This window comes from Pseudofrankia saprophytica, from assembly GCF_000235425.2.
Lineage (GTDB): Bacteria > Actinomycetota > Actinomycetes > Frankiales > Frankiaceae > Pseudofrankia > Pseudofrankia saprophytica.
The window spans coordinates 7,500,724-7,521,637 of sequence record NZ_KI912266.1 but is presented as its reverse complement, the minus strand read 5'-3'; the positions used below and the strand labels follow the sequence as shown (position 1 = coordinate 7,521,637).

Below are 20,914 nucleotides of genomic sequence, written 5' to 3'. Positions count from 1 at the left end.
ACCCGTTGGACTGGCATGGCCGGTACGACTCATCGGTCGAGTCAGCCGTCGGTGAAGGAAGCTGATGGCCCGCCGCCACGGCATACGGCTGGCTTAGGGTCGGCGTATGGCCGCCACGGAGCCCGGGGAGACGCCTTCGCCGGAAGCCGAGCTTCACCGGAACCGGGCGCGGGCCGAGTCGTTCGGCGCCGACGCCGAGAAGTACGACCGGTCCCGCCCCCGGTATCCCGAGGAGCTGGTGAGCCGGATCGTCGCGGGCAGCCCGGGTCCCGACGTCGTCGACGTCGGCTGCGGGACCGGTATCGCCGCGCGGCAGTTCCTGGCCGCTGGCTGCCGGGTCCTCGGGGTCGAGGTCGACGCACGGATGGCTGGCGTGGCGCGGCGGCACGGTGTCGACGTCGAGGTGGCTCCGTTCGAGGCGTGGGACCCGGCCGGTCGGTCGTTCGACGCGGTGATCTCCGGACAGGCCTGGCACTGGGTGGACCCCGTCGCGGGCGCGGCGAAGGCCGCGGGGCTGCTGCGGCCGGGCGGCCGACTGGCCGTGTTCTGGAACCTGGGCCGACCGTCCACCGACGTGGCGGAGGAGCTCTCGGCGGTCTATCGGCGGGTGGCCCCGGAGCTCGAAGGCGGCCACCTGACCGGTCCCGCCGCCGGTGGTCCCGCGACGGCGGTGGGCAGGGCGGCCGACGGCATCCGGCGTGCGGGGGCGTTCGACGACCCCGAGGCATGGCGGTTCGACTGGGAGCGGCGCTACACCCGCGACGAGTGGCTCGACCAGCTGCCGACCCACAGCGACCACAGGCTCCTTTCGCCAGAAAGGCTCGCCGCGCTGCTCCCCGCCATCGGCGCGGCGATCGACGCCCTGGGCGGCGCCTTCACGATGGGCTTCACCACGGCCGTCGCGACCGCCACACGCGCCACCGGCGCCTGAGCGACCGGCGCCGGAACAGTCCGGCACCGGAGGACGACAGGCGCCGGAGAACGACAGGGCGGCGAGGCTTCGCCCCTTGGCCGGCGCGCCGGGATTACCTACCGGGCCGCGTCGTCGCGTCGGGCACGGACGATCGAGTCGTGGGTTGGGCCGTTGCCCCGGCGCTCGGCCGCCCGGGGGCGGATCTCGGCGGTCTCGATGACCCAGCCGGGGCCGAGGCCGGCGGCGATGTCGGCGGCGTCCCAGGCGACCTCCGCGAGGTGCGGGTCGGGGGCCGCGGGGCCTGCCTCACCGACCCCGCCAGGAGGCTGGGGAGCCGATCCTTCTCGCTCGTGCTCGTGCTCGTGCTCGTGGCCGTGCCCGTGGCCGGCGACGTGGCCGTGGCCGCCGTCGCCCGGGGCGTGGCCGACGAGGAGGAGGGTGCCGCCGGGGGCGACGGCGTCGGCGAGGTGGGCGAACAGGGTGCGCCGCTGCGCCGGCGGCAGGCACAGGTAGTGGGCGGTGACCAGGTCGAAGGTGGAGGGGGCCGGCTCGACGGCCAGGTCGGCCTGGACCCAGGTGATGGCGTGGCCGAGCCGGGCGGCTCGGGACTCGGCGCGCTCCAGGGCGGCGCTCGACAGGTCGACGGCGGTGACCTTCCAGCCGCCGGCGGCGAGCCAGCAGGCATCCGCGCCCGTGCCGGCGCCGGCGTCGAGTGCCGTGCCGGGCAGCAGGCCGGCGGCCGTCGCGGCCAGCGTCGGGCTCGGGTCGTCGCTGTCGGGGTGTGCGGCCGAACGCGCCCGGTGCCGCTCGCTCCAGGCCTGCTCGCTGAAGACCCGCTGGTAGCGGTACGCCTCCACGGCGACGCGGGTGTCCTCGGCGATGAGGTCGGCGTTGAGCGCCGCGGCGGTCGTGACGCCCGAGGCGGCCGACGAGATGACCTGTGCCTGGACGTCGGCGACGTTGCCCACCACCCACACCCCGGGCACCGAGGTGGCGCCGGCCGGGGCCGCCTCGATGCGGTCGCCGACGAGCAGCTCGCCGATGCGCGCCTCGGTCGGCCGCAGGCCCAGCGGCGCGAGCAGGTCGGCGCGGGCGGTGAGCCGCGACGCGACCGTCACCGCCTGGCGGGGGACGACCTCGCCGGAGCGCAGCCGGACGCCGACGAGCCGGTCGTCGGCCACCTCCAGCGCGGCAACCTCGCCCTCGACGACGGCGATGCCGCGGGCGGCGAGCTGCTCGGCCTGCTCCTCGGCGAGGTCGGGCGCGGTGTGGCGGAACAGGACCACGTCCGGGGTCCACTGCCGCCACATCAGCGCCTGGTGGACCGCGAGCTCGCTGGTCGCGAGCACGCCGACCGCCTGGTCGCGGACCTCCCAGCCGTGGCAGTACGGGCAGTGCAGGACGTCGCGGCCCCACCGCTCGGCGAGGCCGGGCACGTCGGGCAGCTCGTCGACGAGGCCGGTCGCGACGAGCAGCCGCCGGGCCCGTGCCGTCCGGCCGTCAGCGAGCGAGACCCGGAAGAGCGGACCGGCACCCTCGCCCACACCGCCCTCGTCGTCGAGGTGTTCGGCGGCGGTGACCGTCGCGGTGACGACCTCGCCGCCGTAGCCGGCGACCTCGGCACGGCCGATGGCGAGCAGCTCGCGCGGAGGTGTGCCCTCCCGGCCCAGGTAGTTGTGCACGTGCCCGGCGCGGGCGTTGCGTGGCTCGGCCGCGTCGACGACCAGCACCGAGCGCCGCGCCCGCGACAGGGTGAGCGCCGCGGAGAGCCCCGCCGGGCCGCCACCCACGACGACGACGTCGTACTGCCGCTCGTCGGCCGTCCCCGCCTCGACCGCCGGGACCTGGCTGGTCTCGATCGTCATGTGCTCCTCCTCGGATCCGCGGCGACGCGGGCGGGTCGCCGTCACTGGCCAGCGCTGGCCGGCTCTGCCGTCAGCCAGCACCGTCGTCGACGCCGCTGGCGCGGACGTCCCGCGCCCGCCATCGGACTGTCCGGTATCGAGGTGGGATTTGACAAACAACGTTGCCAGGATGGCAAACTTCCGGCGTGACGAACCGTGGGGAGCCGGGCGTGCGGACGGGGAAGGCCGACGGGCCGAGGAAGGCCGACGGACCGAGGACGGACGTGCCAGGGATGTTGGACGCCCCGGACACCTGGGCGCCGGACGACGACGAGATGGATCTCGACGGGGTGCTCGCGGCGGTGGGCCCGCGGCTGCGCGCGCTGCGCCAGGAGCGCGACCTGACGCTGCCGAGGCTGTCGAAGGCGACCGGGATCTCGGTCAGCACGCTGTCGCGGCTGGAGTCCGGCCAGCGCAAACTGACTTTGGAGCTGCTGCTACCGCTGGCTCGGGCCTACCGGGTCCCGCTCGACGAGCTGGTCGGTCATCCGCAGACAGCGGACCCGCGCATCCACCCGCGACCGTTCGTGCGGAACGGGATGACGGTCATCCCACTGTCCCGCCGGCCCGGCGGCCTACAGGCATTCAAGATGATCATCCCGGCCCACTGGCCCCCTTATGAGCCGGAACAGAAGGTCCATGAGGGCTACGACTGGCTCTACGTCCTGTCCGGGCGGCTGCGCCTGCAGCTCGGCGAGCACGACCTCGTGCTGGCCGCCGGCGAGGTGGCGGAGTTCGACACCCGCGTCCCGCACGCCTTCAGCAACCCGACCCCTCGCCCCGCCGAGATTCTCAGCCTCGTCGGACCCCAGGGCGAACGCGTCCACATCCGCGCCCGGTCCACCCCGTCGCATAGCGCTCGTGACGCATAGCGTTCCTGACATACAGCGTTCCTGACGTACAGCGTTCCCGCTGCCTGGTTCCGTCGCGAAGCCGTTTCTCCTGTGGGCGTCCGGTTCGGCGGGCACGCGCGGCGGCTGGTTGCCAGTCCCCCTGCCCCTGGCAACCAGCCGATGGTTCCGCGAATGACGAGTCGTGAGCGGTCAGACCAACACGAACTCGTTGCTCCTGCTGTGCGAGACGGTGTTGTTGCTGACGCCGACCAGCCTGGCCTTGTAGCGGTAGACATGCCCGCGGGCGCCGGTCGGGACCGGGACGGTGAACACCTGCTGGGTGACGAAGTTCCCGGCGAGGCCACCCGGCACCCAGGTGGTCGGCGAGAACTCCTGTGCCAGCGTGAACTGGCTGAGCGCGGGGGCGCCCGTGGTTTCGGCGACGGCGTCCAGGTAGAGCGTGTAGTTCGCGCCGCTGTTGCCGAGGACGTTGCCGGCCACTCCCTCGACGAAGAGGTAGAACTGCGCGGCCGCGGGAGAGCCCGGAGCGGCGGTGTTCGGCTCGCCGTCCTCGACGGCGGGGGCGGCGCTGACCGACGCGGTGAATACCCGGGTCAGCTCCGCGTCATTTGCTTCTGGCATTTTTCTGCCCTTTCATGGTGGAGAACCGATGGTCTCGACAATGAGAGGGATCCGCGGTCTTCCCTGATACATCGGGATCGGTTTTTCTCTGCCACCTCCGAACATTTTTCGCACGGTCAGGGAAGCAATACCCTGCCGACTCCCTGGACCACGGGCGCGTTGCTTACCAGATACTGCGCCGCCGTCTGGCCATCCACCTGCGCCGCCGACATGCGGGCCGCGGTCAACCCCGCGAGGATCGGCGTGGCGAAGGAGGTGCCGGACCACCTGGCGAGGCCGGTCGTGAAGTTCCTGACCTGCCCCCGTGAGCTTGTCTCGGTGGTCGTGTAGGTCCCGGTCGGGAAGGCGTTCACGAGTTCCGTCCCGGGCGCGAGGACGTCGACCCACGAGCCGTAGTTGCTGTAGGGGGCGCGCTGAGACTGCGCCGCGTCCAGCGCGCCGACGGCGAACACCGGGTCGAAGGCGGCCGGGTAGAACCGCTCGCAGCTGGCGTTGTTCCCGGCCGCCGCGATTAGTGCCAGGCCTCCGACCGCGGGGAGGTAGTCGTTCTGGAACCACTGCAGGACCAGCGGCAGCGTCCCGTTCAGGACCGTCGTGCCGGCCGAGAGGCTGATGACGTCCGGCTGGTCGAGGGCGATGAGGTCCACCAGCTCCGGGATGAGATCGGTCTCGAAGGCGGTGCCCACGGGGCTGAAGATGTCCCGCACGATCACCGTGGCCATCGGCGCCACGCGTCTCAGGACACCCGCGATGAACGTCCCGTGCCCGGAATAGGGACGCAGGACGTGCGGCCCCGAGCGCGGGATCTCGATCCGGGTGTCGACATCGCCCGTCAGCCCCTGCAGCCAGGAATAGGTGGTGGACGCGGTCGGGTCCAGTCCCGTATCGGGGATCAGAACGCGCACGCCGTCGCCGGCGGTGGGATCCGCCGCGGGCGGGGGCCAGGGAGGGCTCCCGACGGGTGGGACCTCGGGCTCACTCGCCGGGCAGAAGCCACCAACCGTGATCGACAGCAGGTAGTCCGGCGCCGCGACGCCGATCCCGAGCCGCTCGGTGACCTGCGCCAGCGCTCCCTCGACCGGACGGTCGATCCGGACGAGATGGAGTCCGTCGACGACGCCCCGGACGCGCCGCTCGCGTTCGCGCGCGAGGTCGCGGTTGGTGTCGACCAGGTCGAGCACCTGAAGGACCCGGTCGACGTAGTCGTCCCGGACGACGAGGTGCTCCTCGCGATAGAAGGTGTCCACCCCGTCGTCTCCCCATCCCGCGGGCTGGTTGACCTGCGCCCCGTGATAGGCGATGACCAGTCCGGCCTGCCGGATCTGCTGGAGGGTCGGCGGGCGGCGGTCGCGCCGGCGCCGGCGCGCCGCACGTCGATCTTCGTCCTGAGGTGGGCCGCCGGGGCCGCCGCCGCGGGCTGGCCGGGGGCCTGGCTCCTGGGCTGGTGGTTCGTCGCGTGATGTCATGTGGGCTTAGCTCCCTTTCGGCCAATGACGTGGTGGTCGTGTGGATTGGTCTTAAGGTTGATGGCATGGGGGGAACGGGGCGGAGCCGTCCATGGCGGGCTCGACGCCCTCCTGACTGATGGGCGGGCCCGTCCACGGCGATACCGCCACTGATCACGCCGCGCTGCTGGCGCTCGCGTTGTCCCGGCCCCTCGACGCGGTGGCGGCGGCGTCAAGGTGGCTCGACACCTCCGCGGACCCGTGCGCGCTTTCCGTCGCCCACCAGACGCTCGGGATCGTGGCGCGCGACAGCGGTCGGGCTGACGAGGCGGTCGCCGAGCTGCGCGCGGCGATGCGGTCGGCGCGGGCCTGCGGGGATCCCCGCCGCCTGGTCGACGTGCGGGCGACGATGGGGACGACCCTGGCGCTGAACGGCCATACCGCCGCCGGCCTCAGGCAGCTCGACGCGGCTGCCCGGCACAGCGACGGGCTGCTCGGCGGTCAGGTCCTGATGCGGCGCGGCGCGGTGCTCGGCGTTCTCGGGCGCCATGACGAGGCGCTGCGCGACCTGGGACGGGCGACGACGTTGCTGCGCGCCGCGGGTGACCCCATGTGGGAGGGACGGTGCCGCACCCACCGTGGCATGTCCTACCTCGCCCTCGGTCAGACAGACAGGGCCGAGCGGGACTTCGTGATCTCCGAACGACTGCTGACGGCCGCCGGCCAGGACCTGGAGATCGCCTGGTCGTGGCACAGCAGGGCACGGGTCGCCCAGCGCCGCGGCGAGCTGCCCACCGCGCTGCGCTTGCTCGACAGGGCCGCCGAGCGGTACGCCGCGCTGGCCACGTCCGAGCCCGAGCTCGCGATCGACCGGTGCAACGTGCTGCTGGCCGCAGGCCTGGCCGCCGACGCGCTGCGGGAGACCGACGGAGCCATCGCGGCCGCCGCCAAGGAGAACGTGCAGGTCACCCGCAAGGCGGAGCTGCTGTTCGCAGCGGCGACCGCGGCGCTCGCCGCGGCCAGCCCGGCGGTAGCCGCCCAGCGCGCCGCGGCGGCGCATGACCTGTTCCGCCAGCAGGCCCGGACCTGGTGGCAGCTGCGTGCGTCGTTCGTCCTGCTCAGCGCACAGCATGCGACCGGGGCCCGTGACGCGCGGCTGGCCACCCGCGCGGCGGACCTCGCGCACCGGCTCGGCGAGTTGCGGGCCGCCGAGGCCGCCCGGGCGTACCTGTTCGCCGGCCGGCTCGCGCTCGAAGGCGGCCGTGAGGCGGAGACCCTGCTCGGGCTCGCCGCGGGGTTCCGGCGTTCGGGCGCCGCGATCGACCGCGCCACCGGCTGGCTCGCGAAGGCGCTGTGGGCGAACGGCCGGGGCCAGGACCGGGAGACGCTGCTGGCCTGCGGCCGCGGCCTCGCCGCTGTCGAGGACCAGCTGCGCCACCTTGGCGCGCAGGAGCTGCGGGCGCATGCCACCGCCCACGGCGCCCAGCTGGCCGCCGTCGCGCAGCGGCTGGCGCTGCGCCGCCGCGACGCCCGGATGCTGTTGCGCTGGAGCGAGCGCTGGCGTGCCAGCGCCTTCGCGATGCCGGCTGCCCGCCCCCCTGACGATCCCCAGCTGACCGCGGATCTCGCCGCGCTGCGCGCTGTCGGGCAGGCGCTCGACGTGGCGCGGGAAAAAGGGCGGCCGACCGGCGGCCTGGATGGCCGACGGATCCGGCTGGAGGCGGCGATCCGCGCCCGCACCCGCCGGGTGGAGGCGGTCCGCTCGCCCATGAGCGGGCCCGGTCCCGCCCGCCCGTCGATCGCCGAGATCGTCGCGGCCCTTGGCGAGCTGCGCCTGCTGGAGATCATCGAGCTCGACGGGCTGCTGCACGTGGTGACCGTGGCCAACGGCCGAGTGCGGCTGCACCCGGCCGGTTCGGTGCGCGCGGCCGAGCGGGAGGTGCAGTTTGCGCGCTTCCTTCTCCGTCGACTGGCGCTGGGTCAGCCACCGCCCGGCTTCACCGGCCGGCTCGCGGCCGCCGGCCAGCTGCTCGAGGAGACCCTCCTCGGCGCCGCCGCCCGCGAGCTCGACGGTGGGCCGGTGCTCGTGGTGCCGCCCGGCAGCCTGCACGCGGTGCCCTGGTCCCTGCTCCCCAGCCTGCGGACGAGCGCGGTCCGGGTAGCCCCGTCGGCGACGGCCTGGCTCGCCGCGCACCGGGCCACCCCACCGCGGCGGCGCAGGGTCGCCCTCGTGGTCGGACCCGGGCTGGAGGGGACGGCCGCCGAGGTACGCCAGATCGCGACCGGCTACCCCGGCCCAGTCGTCCTGCGCGACGGCCAGGCGACGGCGGAGCGGACGCTGGCCCTGCTCGACGACGCCTGGCTGGCGCACGTGGCGGCGCATGGCACGTTCCGCGCGGACAGCCCACTGTTCTCGTCCTTGCGGCTCGACGACGGGCCGCTGACCGTCTACGACCTCGCTCGCCTGCGCCGCGCGCCGTACCAGCTGGTGCTCGCGAGCTGCGAGTCCGCAGTCGGGGTACCAGTCGGCGCCGACGAGCTGGTCGGCATGGTGGGTGCGCTCATCCCGAAGGGCACAGCGAGCCTGCTGGCCAGCGTCGTGCCGGTGAACGACGCGGCGACCGCCCCGCTCATGGTCGAGGTGCACGCGCGGCTGCGCGCCGGCGTCGACCTCGCACAGGCGCTGTCGGTCGCTCGTGCCGTGGCCGTCGACGATCCGGCGGGGCTCGCGGCGGGACTGGCGTTCGTGGCGCTCGGACGTTAGCCCGGTCGGAGGCGCGGCGGTGCGTCGCGGCCGGACCGACCGGTGCGCGTTCACACCGTGGTCCACGCGGTCGTCACGGTGGCCCCGTTGGTGGAGCGGCACCGTAGGCGGATGGGCCCGCGACGCAGCCCTTCCACGAAGAACCGCCCCAGCGTGTCGACCGCGACGTCGCGGGCGCCGCCCGCGTCCTCGATGACGCAGGTGGACTCGGCCGTGCCGACCACCTGGCCGACGATGTCGACCTGCTGCCCGCGGCCGGTGATCTCCAGGTCGATGTAGACGTCGGACGCGGCGAAGGACAGCACCAGCGGCGCACCCTCGGTGGGCTCACCCGCGCGCAGCGCGAGCCGTCCCCGCGGGTCGACGCGTCCAGATGCTGACGTCCCACCGGTCAGGCCCGCGTCCGCCAGCTCGTCGCCGGAAGCGGCGACAAGCCGTGCCAGCTCCCCATCGGGGTCGAGGAAGGTGATCGCGAGACGGGCGGCCTGCCGAGCCCGGTCGGAGACGGGGTCGACCTCGGTCGCGACCCGGCGCAGCGCGGCGAGCAGCTCGGCGTCTTCGGCGTTCAGGTCCTTCGCGGTCGCCTCGTCTTCGGCGTCGGCGGGGACGGGGACGGCCGTGCTGTCGTCATCCATGGCGCAGGCTCCCGGAATCAGACCCACCCGGCGGCTGGTCGTGGGCGGCCAACAAGGTACGAAGCTGCTCGAGGCATCGTTTTCGGGTCGGGCCGATGTAGCCGGGGGAGCAGTCCAGCGCGGCGGCGACCTCGGCGTAGCTCGGCGGCGGGTCGGCCATGAGCACGCGCAGCAGGTGCTGGCAGCGCGGCGCGAGGCGGCGGAACGCCCGCCACAGCGCCGCGTCCCGTTCGGCCAGCAGCAACACGTCCTCCGGCCCGGTGTCCGGTGGCGCGGGCTCGTCGGAGATCGTCTGGTCGAGGCCCGCGCGGACCCGTACTCGGCGCCGCAGTGTCGCCAGGCACTCCCGGCGGACCGTGGTGACCAGCCAGCTACCGACGTACTCGGGATCACGCAGGGCACCCAGGTTCTCGACGAGGCGCAGCCAGGTCGTCTGGATGGCGTCTTCGGCATCCATCTCGTCGAGACGCATCCCGCGTGCCACCGCCCACAGCAGGCCGATGTAGCGCTCGTTCAGCGCTGGCCACGCGGACAGGTCGCCCTCGCGTATCCGGCTCACCAGCTCCCCGGGCGTCAGTTCCGCCAGCGTCGCGTCCTCGCTCGCTGGTGCCGACGCGTCGGCCCGCTGGGGCTCAGGGCCGTCCCGCCTGTCGTCCCCGCCGGGGCCGGTCGCCGACGGCGGACACCCGGATTCCGGGCGCGGCGCCGACCGAGTTCCACCAGTCACCGTGTCGCCAACCTCCCCTGCTGCCGGCGACGGCCGCGCGCGGTGGGCGCGGCCGTGCTGTCGACGAAGGTGAGTAGTCAGTGGCGCCGCTGATACATGGTTGGGGAGATCCGTCGTCGACGATCATCGCCATTCCCGGAATGGGCGATCAGGTCGGGGAGACGGCGGCCAGACGGCAGGTGAGGGTCAGGATGCCGTCCGCGCGCCGGGTGGGGCCGTCGGGGAAGACCGAGCGGAACAGGGCCAGGGCGGGCGTGTTCTCGGCGAGGACCTCGGCGGTCAGGCAGACGAGACCGAGCTCGGCGGCGCGCTGGCCGATGGTGGTCAGCAGAAGGCGGCCGATGCCCTGCCGGTGCAGCGCGTCGGCGACCTCGATGGCGACCTCGGCCTCACCCGGCCCGGTGCGGGCCAGTCGGACGGTCCCGGCCGCGCGGGGGCCTTCCGGCGTGCAGACCACGGCCACGAGTGCCAGCCGGTCCTGGCCGTCGACGTCGAGAAGGGTCGCGCGAAACCGGCTGGACAGCCGGTGCAGCGGGGCATGGAAACGCAGGTAGCGGCTGCGCGGCGACAGGCCGGCGAACACCTCGTCGAGGGCCTCGCCGTCCTGCGGCGTCAGCTCGCGGATCAGCGGGACGGCCCGCCGGATGGCGCGGCGCGAACACGGCGCGGCGGCCCGCCGGCGGCCCTCGCCACGCTGACGGGGGATACCGCCGACCTGGCCGGCGCGGCTCTGCGCCTGGGCGCGGTCGGGCGAGTAGATGGAAACCGTCATGGTCCCAGTCCAGCCCCGACAGCCCGGAGCATCCGTACATCGTCGCCTCCCGGACGCCACCAGGGCACGTCGCGAAGTCGACAGCTGCCATGGGATTATCCTGAGCGGCGCGCCAGGTCAACATCTCAACCGACCGGGCGGCGCCCGGGTAGTGGGCGGGGCGTGCTCGACGCTCAGGAAAGATACCGGCGCGGGTTGCTGGTGCCACAGGCAAGGCACACCAGCCAGTCTCGTCGATAGCCGCCATCCTCGTCCGACGGGGCACTGACGACGTTGCTCTCTTCCTCGCCACAAAAGAAGCAGGTCGCCTCCTCTCCGGCAAGGCGTCGCATCGCCGTCAAGGGTCCGCCTTCGTGGTGCTGGTAGCCGATCCAATCGCACTGGCGGCATTCCCACCACAGCTCGGGCCTCGGTCTTGGCTCGGCATTGCCCCAGTTGTTCCGGCGGTGTACGACCGGCCGATCGGCCAGGGTATGCAGGCACCTCGGGCATTGAGGGCCGCGAGGTGAATGCCGTGCTGCGACCGCCTCATCCAAATCTTCACGCGCCCCTGGGATCCACGTCATCGCCACTCCGCACACCGGACGGCACCGCGCCCTGAACCCGACGACGCCCGGCAAATAGGCTATGTCCGCTAGCGTACGGTCGCTTCCGCCGAACACGTTGCCTGGCGGGAGGGATGGCAGATTCCCCGGCCGTACCGACAGGAGGGCGACGTTGACCTATCGGTTCGATCCCGAGCTGGCCGCGGTAATCCCGATGCTGCCGATGCTGGACTTCTCCGACCTGGCCAGCGTCCGGGCACTCCTTGCTGGGGTCCGTGGCGGCCAGCAACACGACACCACCGGGATCGACGTGCGAGACGTGCACGTCCCCGGGTCGCCAGACCACCCTGAGGTCCCCGTCCGGGTCTACCGGCCGGCCTGCCACCGGCCTACATCTTGGTCATGGAGTTCGACCCGCTGCGCGACGAGGGCATCGCCTACGCCCAAGCGCTGCTCGCCGCTGGTGTTCCAGTCGAGCTCCACCTGTTCCCCGGAACGTTCCACGGCTCCGGGATCGCGGCGCACGGCTGCTGTCAGCCGACGGGAACGCACCGAGGCCACGGCCGTCCTGGCCGCCGCCCTCGACCTCTCCCGCGAGACCGACGACTGACGACTGACCATGCTCGTGCGCCACACCGTTCGCCCGTGGAATCAGGCGGACCGCTGGCTGACGCGGGGGCCGGGGCGGAACGTGATCGGGAGGGTGTGCGGGGAGCGGGTGAGGGTGTTGTGGAAATGAACGTCCGCGCCGTCGGCCAGCCTGATGTCGTCGAGTCGCCTGGTGAGCTCCTCCAGCGCGATCCGCAGGTTCAGGCGGGCGACGTTGGAGCCGAGGCAGCGGTGCGGGCCGGCGCCGAAGGCGACGTGCCGGTTCGGTGAGCGGGCCGGGTCGAACGCCTCGGCGTCGGGGAACTCGCCGCCGTCGTGGTTGGCCGACGCCCAGTACAGCAGGACCTTGTCGCCGGCCTTGATCTCCCGGCCGCCCAGTTCGACGTCGCGGGTGGCGGTGCGGGCGATCGCGATGAACGGCGAGTCGAGGCGCAGCAGCTCCTCGACGGCGGTCGGGATGCGTTCCGGATGTGCGCGCAGCAGCGCCGGGATCTCAGGTTGGTGGGTGAAACGCAGCATCATCAGCCCGAGCGCGCCGGCCGTGGTCTCCAGACCACCGAGGACGAGCAGCTGGACGATGCCGATGGACTCGGCCTCGGTGAGCGGCCTGCCCTCGTACTCGGCCGCGAGCACGGCGTCGACGACGTCGCCGCGTGGCTCCGATCCCCGCCGCGTGGCCAGCAGATTGGTGATCCAGGCCGACAGCCCAGCCCAGCCCTCCTTGGCACGGGGATGGTTGGGCACCGAGGACACGGACGCCAGCTCGGCGACCTTCGCGATCTCGTCGCGCGGGGCGTGCAGCGCGAAGTCGAAGAACGACGTGCTCGGGAACGGCCGGGCGAAGTCGTCCATGAACTCGCACGCGCCGCGCTCGATGAAACCGTCGATCAGCCGGGTGACCAGCTCGCGGGCCGGCGTCTCCCAGTGCGCGATCGCCTTCGGCGTCAGGTGCGCGTTGACGAGCCGCTTGTAGACCCGCTGCTCGGGCGGGTCCACCTCGACCGGGATGTTGCGGACCTCGCCGCGGTACGGCGGGATGTTCAACCCCTCCGTGGAGGTGAACGTCTCCCAGTCCTGGGCGACGCGCAGCACGTCCTCGTACTTCGTCAACACCCAGAAGCCGCCGTGCGCCTCGCTGTGCGCGACGGGGCAGAGAGACCGCATCCGCGCCAGGGTCTCCGGCAGGACCGGGGCTAACTCGGGGGAGACGTGGTCGAACTCGCGCAGGCACCATTCGTCGGGCATCGGCGCGCCGGCCGCGACCATGCCGGCCGCCGCCGGGCCGTCCGGTGTCACCGAGGACGTTGGCTGCATTGTTCCTCCAGGACAGGAACGTTCGAAAACCCAGGAAAGCGGACGGAGGTCGGCCCGCGGCCCGGAAGAACCGGGAGGCGCGGGGCGCGGGCACGGGGCGCGGGGTCGTCAGTCGGTTCTGATCCAGACGGCTTTCACATTGAGGTAGGAGTCGAGCGCGTGCTCGCCCATCTCGCGGCCGTAGCCGCTCATCTTGTAGCCGCCGAACGGCACGGCCGGGTCCATGTCGAGCATGGTGTTGACCCACACGGTGCCGACCCGCAGCTCACCGGCCAACCGGTGCGCCCTGCCGACGTCCCGGGTCCAGACCCCGCCCGCCAGGCCGAACGGGCTGTCGTTGGACCGGGCCACGGCCTCCTCGACGGAGTCGAACGGCAGCACGCAGGCCACCGGGCCGAAGATCTCCTCGCGGGCGATCCGCATGTCGTCGCGGACGTCGGCGAAGACCGTCGGCGCGACGAAGTAGCCCCTCGCCAGGTCGCCGTCGGTCAGCCGGTGCCCGCCAGCGGTCGCCCGAGCGCCCTCGGCCTGGCCCAGGTCGAGGTAGCCCACCACCCGCTCGAGCTGGCGGGCGGACACCACCGGGCCGATGGCCGTGTCCGGGTCCACGCTGTTGCCGACGCGCAGCCCGCCCGCGAACGTCGACATCCGCTCGACGAACTCGTCGTAGATCGGCCGTTCGACGTAGACGCGCGTGCCGGCGCAGCAGACCTGGCCCGAGTTCGTGAACACGCCCATCGAGACGCCGGGGACGGCGCGGTCCAGGTCGGCGTCGGCGAACACGACGTCCGGCGACTTGCCGCCGAGCTCGAGGGTGACCCGCTTGATGTTGCCGGCCGAGGCCCGGATGATCTGCTGCCCGACGGCGGTCGAGCCGGTGAAGGCCACCTTGTCGACGTCCGGGTGCTCGGCGAGCGCCGCGCCCACCGTCGAGCCGTAGCCGGTGACGATGTTGACCACGCCGGGCGGCAGCCCGAGCTCGACCAGCAGCTCGCCGAGGCGGATCGTGGCGAGGCTCGCCTCCTCGCTTGGCTTGAGCACCATCGTCGCGCCCGCGGCCAGTACCGGCGCGATCTTCCAGATGGCGTTGCTGATCGGCCGGTTCCACGGCACGATCGCCCCGACCACGCCGACGGGTTCCTTCTGGGTGTAGGTGAGGACGGACCCCGGCAGCGAGTTCTGGATCGTCTCGCCCTGGATCTTCGTCGCCCAGCCGGCGAAGTAACGCAGGACGCTGGCCTCCCAGGAGGTGCGCGCCTTCGCGCGCGGGCGGCCGAGCGGGGCGCCCATGTCGAGCGCCTCCAGTAGCCGCAGCTCCTCGAAGTCGCGCTGGACCGCGTCGGCGAACGCCCACAGCAGGTCCTGGCGCTGCCGCGGTGTCATCCGCCGCCACGGGCCGGCCTCGAACGCGGCCCTGGCGGCCGCGACCGCGCGGTCCACGTCCGCCGCGTCGCCCTCGGCGAGCTCGGCGATCACCTCGCCCGTCGACGGGTTCACGCTGGTGAACGTCCGGCCGGAGGCCGCCTCGACCCACTCGCCGCCGATCAGCAGCCTCTTCGGGCCGGTGCTCAGGAACGGGAGCGCCAGCGCCTCCGCCCCCGCCGGGGCGATCGTCACGCGGTGGCCTCGGTGGTCTTGCCGACCTCGGTGAGGAGCTCGTAGATGTAGGTGACGGGCGGCGGGTTCATCCCCAGCGCGTCGCTCACCGCGCCCCGGTCGGGGCGGGTGCGCATCGCCTTCAGCGCCGCGTCGAGGTCGTCCGCCTCGATCTCGTAGATGGCGAGGTACCGGGGCGTGCCCTCGGCCGCCCGGACGTGGCCCCCCTCCCGCAGCCGGAAACGGCGGGCGGCGACGAACCCCGGGATCGTGAGGAGATCGGGGAGGTGGTCCTCGTCGTACCACCTGTTGAACTCGTCCTCGACCTCCGGGCTCGCCGGGCTCGCCTGGACGAGCATGATCCCCTTAGCCATCGCGCTCTCCTCTCGTCTCCGCCGCGCCGCGCCGCCCGTGCCTTCGCGTCAGGCGCCGGGGATGAGCGACGGTGGGAGACCGATGCTGCGCTTCTCCAGGAAGCTTTCCAACCCCTCCGGGCCCAGCTCCCGGCCGATGCCCGACTGCTTGAAGCCGCCGAACGGCACCATCGGGAAGGGCGGGTAGCTGCCGTTGACCGCGACGCTGCCGGTGCGCAGCCGGCGGGCGACGCCGAGCGCCCGCGCCGGGTCGCCGCTCCAGACCCCGCCGGACAGGCCGTAGTCCGAGTCGTTGGCGATCCGGACCGCGTCGGCGCCGTCCGAGTCCTCGTAGGGGATGAAGCTGAGGACCGGGCCGAAGATCTCCTCGCGGGCGATCCGCATCTCGTTGTGGACGTCGCCGAGGATCGTCGGCGCGACGTACCAGCCCTTCGGCAGGTGCGCGGGCCGCCTGCCGCCGGCGACGACGCGGACGCCGTCCGCGACCGCTGCGGCGATGAGGCCCTCGACGCGGGTGCGCTGGCGCTCGGCGACCAGCGGGCCGACGATGACCGCGGGGTCGTGCGGGTCGCCGACCGGCTCCGCGTCGGCCGCCGCGCCCGCGATGGCGAGCGCCTCCTCGTAGCGGGACCGGGGGATCAGCACCCGGGTGTGCGCGCCGCAGACCTGGCCGGACAGGTGCATGCCGCCGTGGACGACGGCCGGGATGACCGTGGCGAGGTCGGCGTCGTCGAGCAGGATCGAGGCGGACTTGCCGCCGAGCTCCAGCGAGACCCGCTTGATCTGCTCGCCGCACAGGCTCATGATCCGCTTGCCGGCGGCGGTGGAGCCGGTGAAGGCGATCTTGTCGGTGCCGGGGTGGGTGACCAGGTGCTCGCCGACCTCGCGGCCGCCGGGCACGAGGTTGATCAGGCCGGCGGGGACGCCGGCCGCCTCGAGCGCCTCGACGAAGACGTAGGCCGACAGCGGCGACTCGGGCGCGGGCTTGAGCACCACCGGGCACCCGGCGGCGAGCGCCGGCGCGGTCTTCCACGCGGCCAGCGTGATCGGGGCGTTCCACGGGACGATCGCGCCGACGACGCCGACCGGCTCTGAGGTCACCAGCCCGGCCCGGGGGCCGGCGGTGACGACCCGCTCGAACTCGTAGGACCGGATCAGCTCGGCGTAGTAGTCGAAGACGACGGCGACGAGGCCCGTCTGCGCGGCCTTGGACTGGCTCGCCGCGCAGCCCATCTCGTCGGTGGTGATGCGGGCGATGTCGTCCTCGCGTTTGCGCAGCTCCGCGGCGGCGCGGCTGAGCACGTCGGCGCGCTCGGCCGGGCTGGTGCGGGCCCAGGAGCCCTCGTCGGCCGCCGCCCGCGCCGCGGCGACCGCGCGGTCGATGTCCGCGGTCGTGGCCAGGGGGACCGCGCCGGCCCGCTCCTCCGTGGACGGTGAGATCACCTCGAGCAGCTCGCTGCTCGACGGCTCCACCCACGCGCCGTCGATGTAGAACGTGCGCCGGTACATCAGCGAGTCGCTCACGCAGCCCTCCCAGGGATCGTTCGGCCGAACGTAACACTACAGAGCGAGCGCTCGCTAGCTTGTGTCACAGGGGGTGACGGGTCGATGGTGCCCGGCTGACAGCCGGGTGGCGGCTCACCTGGGCCTCTTTTCGATCTGCTAACTATGTGAGGGCTCACTTGCGACGGTATGTGATCGCGGTTACACTACACTCCGCGATCTTCGGCGTGAGCCGTGCCCGTCGTGGCCGGCCCACACCGCCCGTCGCCATCGCCCGTCGGGGCTGGCGCAAGCCGCCCCTCCCCGTCGAACGTCCCTGGCCCCTCCTTCGGGGCGGGGGCGCGGCCGAGAGGAAAGACGTTGTCGCAGCTGTGGCAGTTCGCCCTGATCGGCTTAGCCGGCGGCGGCGCGTATGCGCTCGTCGCGCTCGGCGTGGTCGCGGTCTACCGGGGGTCGGGAATCCTGAACTTCGCCCAGGGCGCCATCGGCATGGTGGGCAGCTACATCTTCTGGGACCTGCACGCTGGCGGCGCGGGTAGCGGCGGCCTCTACTCGGGAACCAGCACCGAGGGGGGCGCGCACGCGTCGCTGCCCGTCGCCCCGGCCATGGCCATCGGGGTGGCGTCCGGCGCCGTGCTGGGCCTGCTGTTCTACCTGGTCGTGGTGCGGCTGCTGCGCAACAGCCCGGACATGGCCAAGGTGGTCGCCACCCTCGGGCTGATGCTGCTGCTGCAGAGCGTCGTCGTGAAGCGCTATGGCACCGAGTCCCACCTGCTCCCGCCGCTGTTCGGGCACGGAAAGATCACCATCGCGAGCGGTGTGATCACGAACGACACGCTCGCGATCCTCATCGTGACGTTCGCGCTCGCCCTCGGCCTGTGGCTCATGTTCGGCAAGACCAAGCTCGGGATGAACGCCACCGCGCTGCGGGAGAACCCCGTCGCGGCGAGCGCGATCGGGATCTCGCCACACCCGACGGGCCTCATCACCTGGGGCGTCGGCGGGGCGGTGGCCGCCTTCGCCGGCATCCTGCTGATCCCGGTCATCGGCCTCACCCCGGACGCGCTCACCCTGCTGGTGATCCCGGCGATGGCGGCGGCCCTCGTCGGCCGGTTCAACGGCGTGTGGATCACCGTCGCCGTCGGGCTGGCTCTCGGCGTCGCCGAGTCGGTGATGCGCCGTTACGACGTCAATCTCGGTATTACCTCCTCGCTCCCGTTCGCGGTGATCATCGTCGCGGTCATCCTCGGTGGCGCGGCGCTGCCGGGGCGGGGCGAGGCGTTGACCGGCAGGCTGCCGCGGGCCGGCACCGGCCGGTTCAAGCCGGTGACGGCGATCATCTGGGTGCTCGTCGCCGTCGCCATCCCGGTGTTCGCCTCGCCGTCCTGGTCGACAGCGATGATCAACAGCACCCTGTTCGGTCTGCTCGCCCTGTCGATCGTCGTCGTCACCGGCTATGCCGGGCAGATCAGCGTCGCCTGTGCCGCGCTCGCCGGCTTCGGCGCGTTCATCGCCGCCCGGCTGAGCAATGACGCTCACCTGCCATTCCTGCTGTGCCTGCTGGTCGGGACCGTCGCCGCCGTCGTGCTCGGCGTGGTCTTCGGCGCCCCGGCGGTGCGGGTACGCGGTGTCAACCTGGCGATCGTCACGCTCGGGCTCTCGCTCGCGGTCGAGAACCTGGTGCTCACCCAGCCGTCGCTGACCGGTGGCCTGGACGGCCTGACGGTGCACGACCCGTCGCTGTTCGGCCTGAGCATCAGCCCGTCCGCGCACCCGAACCGGTTCGCGCTCGTGTGCCTCGCCGCCTTCGTGCTCGCGGCGATCGCGGTGCTCAACCTGCGCCGCGGCGAGGCAGGACGGCGCTTCCTCGCGGTACGGGCGAACGAGCGGGGAGCGGCGTCCGTCGGCGTGTCGGTGCCGGGCGCGAAGCTCGGTGCGTTCGCCATCTCGGCCGGGATCGCCGGCCTCGCCGGCGCGCTGTCGGCGTTCCAGTTCCGGATCGCGGACTTCACCAGCTACGGAGTGTTCCGGTCGATCTCGGCGCTGGCGTTCACCGTCGTCGGCGGCGTCGGGTACGTCGCCGGGGCGGTCTTCTCGGCGTCCGCGGCCGCGGGCGGCGTGGTCGCCAACGCGGTGTCGGACTGGCTGTCCGTCGGCTCCATCGACGCGTGGCTGCCGATCGCGACGGGCCTGGTCGTCCTCGACGCCATGGTCCGCTCGCCCAGCGGCATCATCCCGGCGCAGGCGGCGATCAAGGACGGCCTGGTCCACCTCGTCCGCCGGCTCGCCGGCCGCCGACCGGCGGGGTCGACCGAGTCGACCGAGTCGGCGGACCTGGAGGGGCTGGCGGAGCCGGGCGCACCGAGCGCCACGGCCGCGACCAGCCCCGCCACGTTCGAGCCGAGCTGTCCGGTCCCGGCGGGGGAGACGGTGCTCGTCGCGCGCGACATCGAGGTGCGCTACGGCAGCACGGTCGCTGTCGGGGGGGTGTCGTTCGAGCTGACCGCTGGGCGGGTCGTGGGCGTGATCGGGCCGAACGGCGCTGGTAAGACCAGCCTCATCGACGCCCTCACCGGCTTCGCCAGGACCGCGGGCGGCACCGTCGAGCTGCTCGGCCGCGACGTCACCGGGCTGCGCGCGCCCGTGCGGGCCCGCCTCGGGCTTGGGCGGACGTTCCAGAACCTGGAGCTGTTCGACGACCTGAGCGTCCGGGAGAACATCCTCACGGCGCTCGACGGCCGTGGCGCGCTCGCCTACGTCCGCGACCTCGTCTACCCGCGCCGTGGCCGGCTGTCCGACGCCGCCGCGGCCGCGGTGACGATGCTCGGCCTCGACGACGTGCTCGACACGGTCGTCGCCGACCTGCCGCAGGGCCGGCGGCGGATGGTGGCGATCGCCCGGCTGGTGGCCCAACGCCCGGCCGCGGTGCTGCTCGACGAGCCGGCGGCCGGCCTCAACGGCTCCGAGCGGCGCACCGCGAGCGCGCTGTTCCGCCGGCTGGCGTCCGAGTCCGGCGCGGCGGTCCTGCTGGTCGAGCACAACATCGACGTGGTCGCCTCGACCTGCGACCACGTGGTCGTGCTCGACTTCGGCAAGGTCATCGCCTCCGGCCGGCCCGACGAGGTGCTGCGCGACCCGGCCGTGCGCGCCGCCTACCTCGGCCAGCTGAGCTCCGACGCCGCCGAGGCCGCCGCCCCCGAACCGGTCGCCGCCGAACCCGAGCCCGCGACCGCGGCGCCCGAGCCGGTAGCTGCCGAGGGCGTCTGACGCTCCCGGCGGGGACGGCGCCGCCCTACCCGCCGCCCCCAACGCCCGCCCGGCCGCAGGGCCGGTTGATCGCCGCTTACGTGTTGTCGCAGTCGTGAATTCGGCCGAATCGCGACGACGGCGACACGTAGGCGGCGATCATGGGTGGTGGGGAGCGCCGCGCGGCGCCGCGCGCCGGTCAGCGGCGGCGGCGGGTGGGCTCGAGGGTGGGGAAGAAGCCCTTGACGGTGCTCTGGGTGACCAGGCTGATCGCGCGGTCGCGGTTGAACAGGTCGTTGTGCCGGCTCTCGAGGGCCAGCACCAGGGCGATGCCCATGACGGCGCGGGCGGAGATGTCCGGGGACTCGAACTCGAAGCCGTAGCGGTCCTCGACCTCGCGCCAGGCCTCGGCCAGCCGGTCCATGGCGACGGTGAAGTGCTTGCGGTAGAAGCGCCGCGCCACCTTCGGGTCGCCGAAGAGCACCAGGCCCAGCAGCGGCAGGATCTCCTCCAGCGTCGAGATGAGCTGGCGGTACAGGCCGTTGAGGGTCTCGAGCTGACGCTCGGGCGTCAGCGGCTCGTCAAGGTCGACGACCTCGGTGGCGGCCACCAGCTCGTCGATCGCCTGGCGCAGCGGCTCGAAGACGGCCTCGTAGAAGAGCTGGTCCTTGCTCTCGAAATGGCGGTAAATTACGCCTTCGCTGATGCCACCGCGTTCGGCGATCTGCTTGATAGTGGTGCCGTTCATATCGCCGGTCTCTACGAACGCCTGCCGGGCGGCCTTTAGAATGGAACTCTTGCGCGCCTCGGCGGTCAGCCGCCGCGGCCGTGGCCTGGCCTCGGGCTCGGCATCGGCGGATGGAGCCGGGCCGGACTCCGGGACTGTCTGCTCCACCGTCGAGTCGGCCATCGGTCCTCCTGGTATGGCGCTGTCTCTGTCGGGCAATCGGCGCCAGGTGAATGAACGTACGCTATCTTACCTGCTCCGATCATGGTTCTCGTGTTGTCTCCGTCATGGGGTCGCGTCTCTGATCTCGATGTCGACGTCGATGACTTGACACGCGGATGGCGGCGATCTTAGGTTCATTAGGA

Annotated in this window: 16 protein-coding genes and 1 pseudogene; 6 read left to right on the top strand and 11 right to left on the bottom strand. The window is 72.8% G+C overall.

Translation table 11 applies throughout. The annotated features are described in order from the left end of the window. The first annotated feature begins 106 nt into the window (after positions 1-106). Positions 107-931 (top strand): class I SAM-dependent methyltransferase, encoded by an 825-nt coding sequence (locus FRCN3DRAFT_RS0231700; protein ID WP_007508307.1) that lies wholly within the window; start codon positions 107-109, stop codon positions 929-931. A 98-nt stretch (positions 932-1,029) separates the two neighbouring features. On the opposite strand, the gene FRCN3DRAFT_RS0231695 is transcribed toward FRCN3DRAFT_RS0231700, so the two are convergent. Further along, positions 1,030-2,778, bottom strand: a complete 1,749-nt coding sequence (locus FRCN3DRAFT_RS0231695) for a bifunctional NAD(P)/FAD-dependent oxidoreductase/class I SAM-dependent methyltransferase (protein ID WP_007508306.1) — start codon at positions 2,776-2,778, stop codon at positions 1,030-1,032. Between the two features lie 272 nt (positions 2,779-3,050). On the opposite strand from FRCN3DRAFT_RS0231695, the gene FRCN3DRAFT_RS0231690 reads away from it, so the two are divergent. After that, positions 3,051-3,689 carry a helix-turn-helix domain-containing protein gene (locus FRCN3DRAFT_RS0231690; RefSeq protein WP_051466425.1) on the top strand — a complete coding sequence of 213 codons (639 nt, stop codon included), beginning with the start codon at positions 3,051-3,053 and terminating at the stop codon, positions 3,687-3,689. 171 nt (positions 3,690-3,860) lie between these two features. Here the strand turns inward: FRCN3DRAFT_RS0231690 and FRCN3DRAFT_RS0231685 are convergent, their stop codons facing one another. Both FRCN3DRAFT_RS0231685 and FRCN3DRAFT_RS0231680 read right to left on the bottom strand, forming a co-directional pair. Next, positions 3,861-4,292, bottom strand: coding sequence for a hypothetical protein (locus tag FRCN3DRAFT_RS0231685; RefSeq protein ID WP_007508302.1), 432 nt, complete (start codon positions 4,290-4,292; stop codon positions 3,861-3,863). Positions 4,293-4,408: 116 nt separating this feature from the next. After that, positions 4,409-5,539 carry a S8/S53 family peptidase gene (locus FRCN3DRAFT_RS0231680; protein WP_027141117.1) on the bottom strand — a complete coding sequence of 377 codons (1,131 nt, stop codon included), beginning with the start codon at positions 5,537-5,539 and terminating at the stop codon, positions 4,409-4,411. Positions 5,540-5,581: 42 nt separating this feature from the next. Between FRCN3DRAFT_RS0231680 and FRCN3DRAFT_RS54445 the strand changes: the two genes are divergently transcribed. Together FRCN3DRAFT_RS54445 and FRCN3DRAFT_RS0231670 are read left to right on the top strand one after the other, a co-directional pair. After that, positions 5,582-5,752 (top strand): hypothetical protein, encoded by a 171-nt coding sequence (locus FRCN3DRAFT_RS54445; RefSeq protein ID WP_157845281.1) that lies wholly within the window; start codon positions 5,582-5,584, stop codon positions 5,750-5,752. Positions 5,753-5,876: 124 nt separating this feature from the next. Continuing rightward, the gene (locus FRCN3DRAFT_RS0231670; protein WP_007508298.1) at positions 5,877-8,501 is read left to right on the top strand and encodes a CHAT domain-containing protein; all 2,625 of its coding nucleotides are present in this window, start codon (positions 5,877-5,879) and stop codon (positions 8,499-8,501) included. A gap of 50 nt (positions 8,502-8,551) precedes the next feature. Here FRCN3DRAFT_RS0231670 and FRCN3DRAFT_RS0231665 read toward each other — a convergent pair whose 3' ends face one another. The 3 genes from FRCN3DRAFT_RS0231665 to FRCN3DRAFT_RS0231655 form a co-directional block, all read right to left on the bottom strand. Then, positions 8,552-9,136, bottom strand: a complete 585-nt coding sequence (locus FRCN3DRAFT_RS0231665) for a hypothetical protein (protein ID WP_007508296.1) — start codon at positions 9,134-9,136, stop codon at positions 8,552-8,554. Then, positions 9,129-9,695, bottom strand: coding sequence for an RNA polymerase sigma factor (locus tag FRCN3DRAFT_RS47165; RefSeq protein ID WP_198536056.1), 567 nt, complete (start codon positions 9,693-9,695; stop codon positions 9,129-9,131). Before FRCN3DRAFT_RS47165 ends, FRCN3DRAFT_RS0231665 begins: the two co-directional genes overlap by 8 nt. Positions 9,696-10,011: 316 nt before the next feature. Beyond that, positions 10,012-10,635, bottom strand: a complete 624-nt coding sequence (locus tag FRCN3DRAFT_RS0231655) for a GNAT family N-acetyltransferase (RefSeq protein ID WP_007508292.1) — start codon at positions 10,633-10,635, stop codon at positions 10,012-10,014. A gap of 917 nt (positions 10,636-11,552) precedes the next feature. Between FRCN3DRAFT_RS0231655 and FRCN3DRAFT_RS57960 the strand changes: the two are divergent. Beyond that, positions 11,553-11,687, top strand: a pseudogene (locus FRCN3DRAFT_RS57960) (alpha/beta hydrolase fold domain-containing protein); the annotation flags it as partial. A gap of 144 nt (positions 11,688-11,831) precedes the next feature. Here FRCN3DRAFT_RS57960 and FRCN3DRAFT_RS0231645 read toward each other — a convergent pair. From FRCN3DRAFT_RS0231645 to FRCN3DRAFT_RS0231630, 4 genes are all read right to left on the bottom strand, one after another. Beyond that, positions 11,832-13,103: a cytochrome P450 gene (locus tag FRCN3DRAFT_RS0231645; RefSeq protein ID WP_007508289.1), complete on the bottom strand. Its 1,272-nt coding sequence runs from the start codon at positions 13,101-13,103 to the stop codon at positions 11,832-11,834. Positions 13,104-13,211: 108 nt separating this feature from the next. Beyond that, positions 13,212-14,720, bottom strand: coding sequence for an aldehyde dehydrogenase family protein (locus FRCN3DRAFT_RS0231640; protein WP_007508287.1), 1,509 nt, complete (start codon positions 14,718-14,720; stop codon positions 13,212-13,214). Then, a complete protein-coding gene (locus FRCN3DRAFT_RS0231635; RefSeq protein WP_007508285.1) occupies positions 14,717-15,073 on the bottom strand; it encodes a DUF4286 family protein in 357 nt (118 codons plus the stop codon). The genes FRCN3DRAFT_RS0231640 and FRCN3DRAFT_RS0231635 overlap by 4 nt, the downstream gene beginning before the upstream one ends. A gap of 48 nt (positions 15,074-15,121) precedes the next feature. Continuing rightward, the gene (locus tag FRCN3DRAFT_RS0231630; protein ID WP_007508283.1) at positions 15,122-16,597 is read right to left on the bottom strand and encodes an aldehyde dehydrogenase; all 1,476 of its coding nucleotides are present in this window, start codon (positions 16,595-16,597) and stop codon (positions 15,122-15,124) included. A 339-nt stretch (positions 16,598-16,936) separates the two neighbouring features. On the opposite strand from FRCN3DRAFT_RS0231630, the gene FRCN3DRAFT_RS0231625 reads away from it, so the two are divergent. Then, positions 16,937-19,843: a branched-chain amino acid ABC transporter permease/ATP-binding protein gene (locus FRCN3DRAFT_RS0231625; protein WP_007508280.1), complete on the top strand. Its 2,907-nt coding sequence runs from the start codon at positions 16,937-16,939 to the stop codon at positions 19,841-19,843. A 178-nt stretch (positions 19,844-20,021) separates the two neighbouring features. Here the strand turns inward: FRCN3DRAFT_RS0231625 and FRCN3DRAFT_RS0231620 are convergent, their stop codons facing one another. Further along, positions 20,022-20,732: a TetR/AcrR family transcriptional regulator gene (locus FRCN3DRAFT_RS0231620; RefSeq protein ID WP_007508278.1), complete on the bottom strand. Its 711-nt coding sequence runs from the start codon at positions 20,730-20,732 to the stop codon at positions 20,022-20,024. Positions 20,733-20,914: the final 182 nt, after the last annotated feature.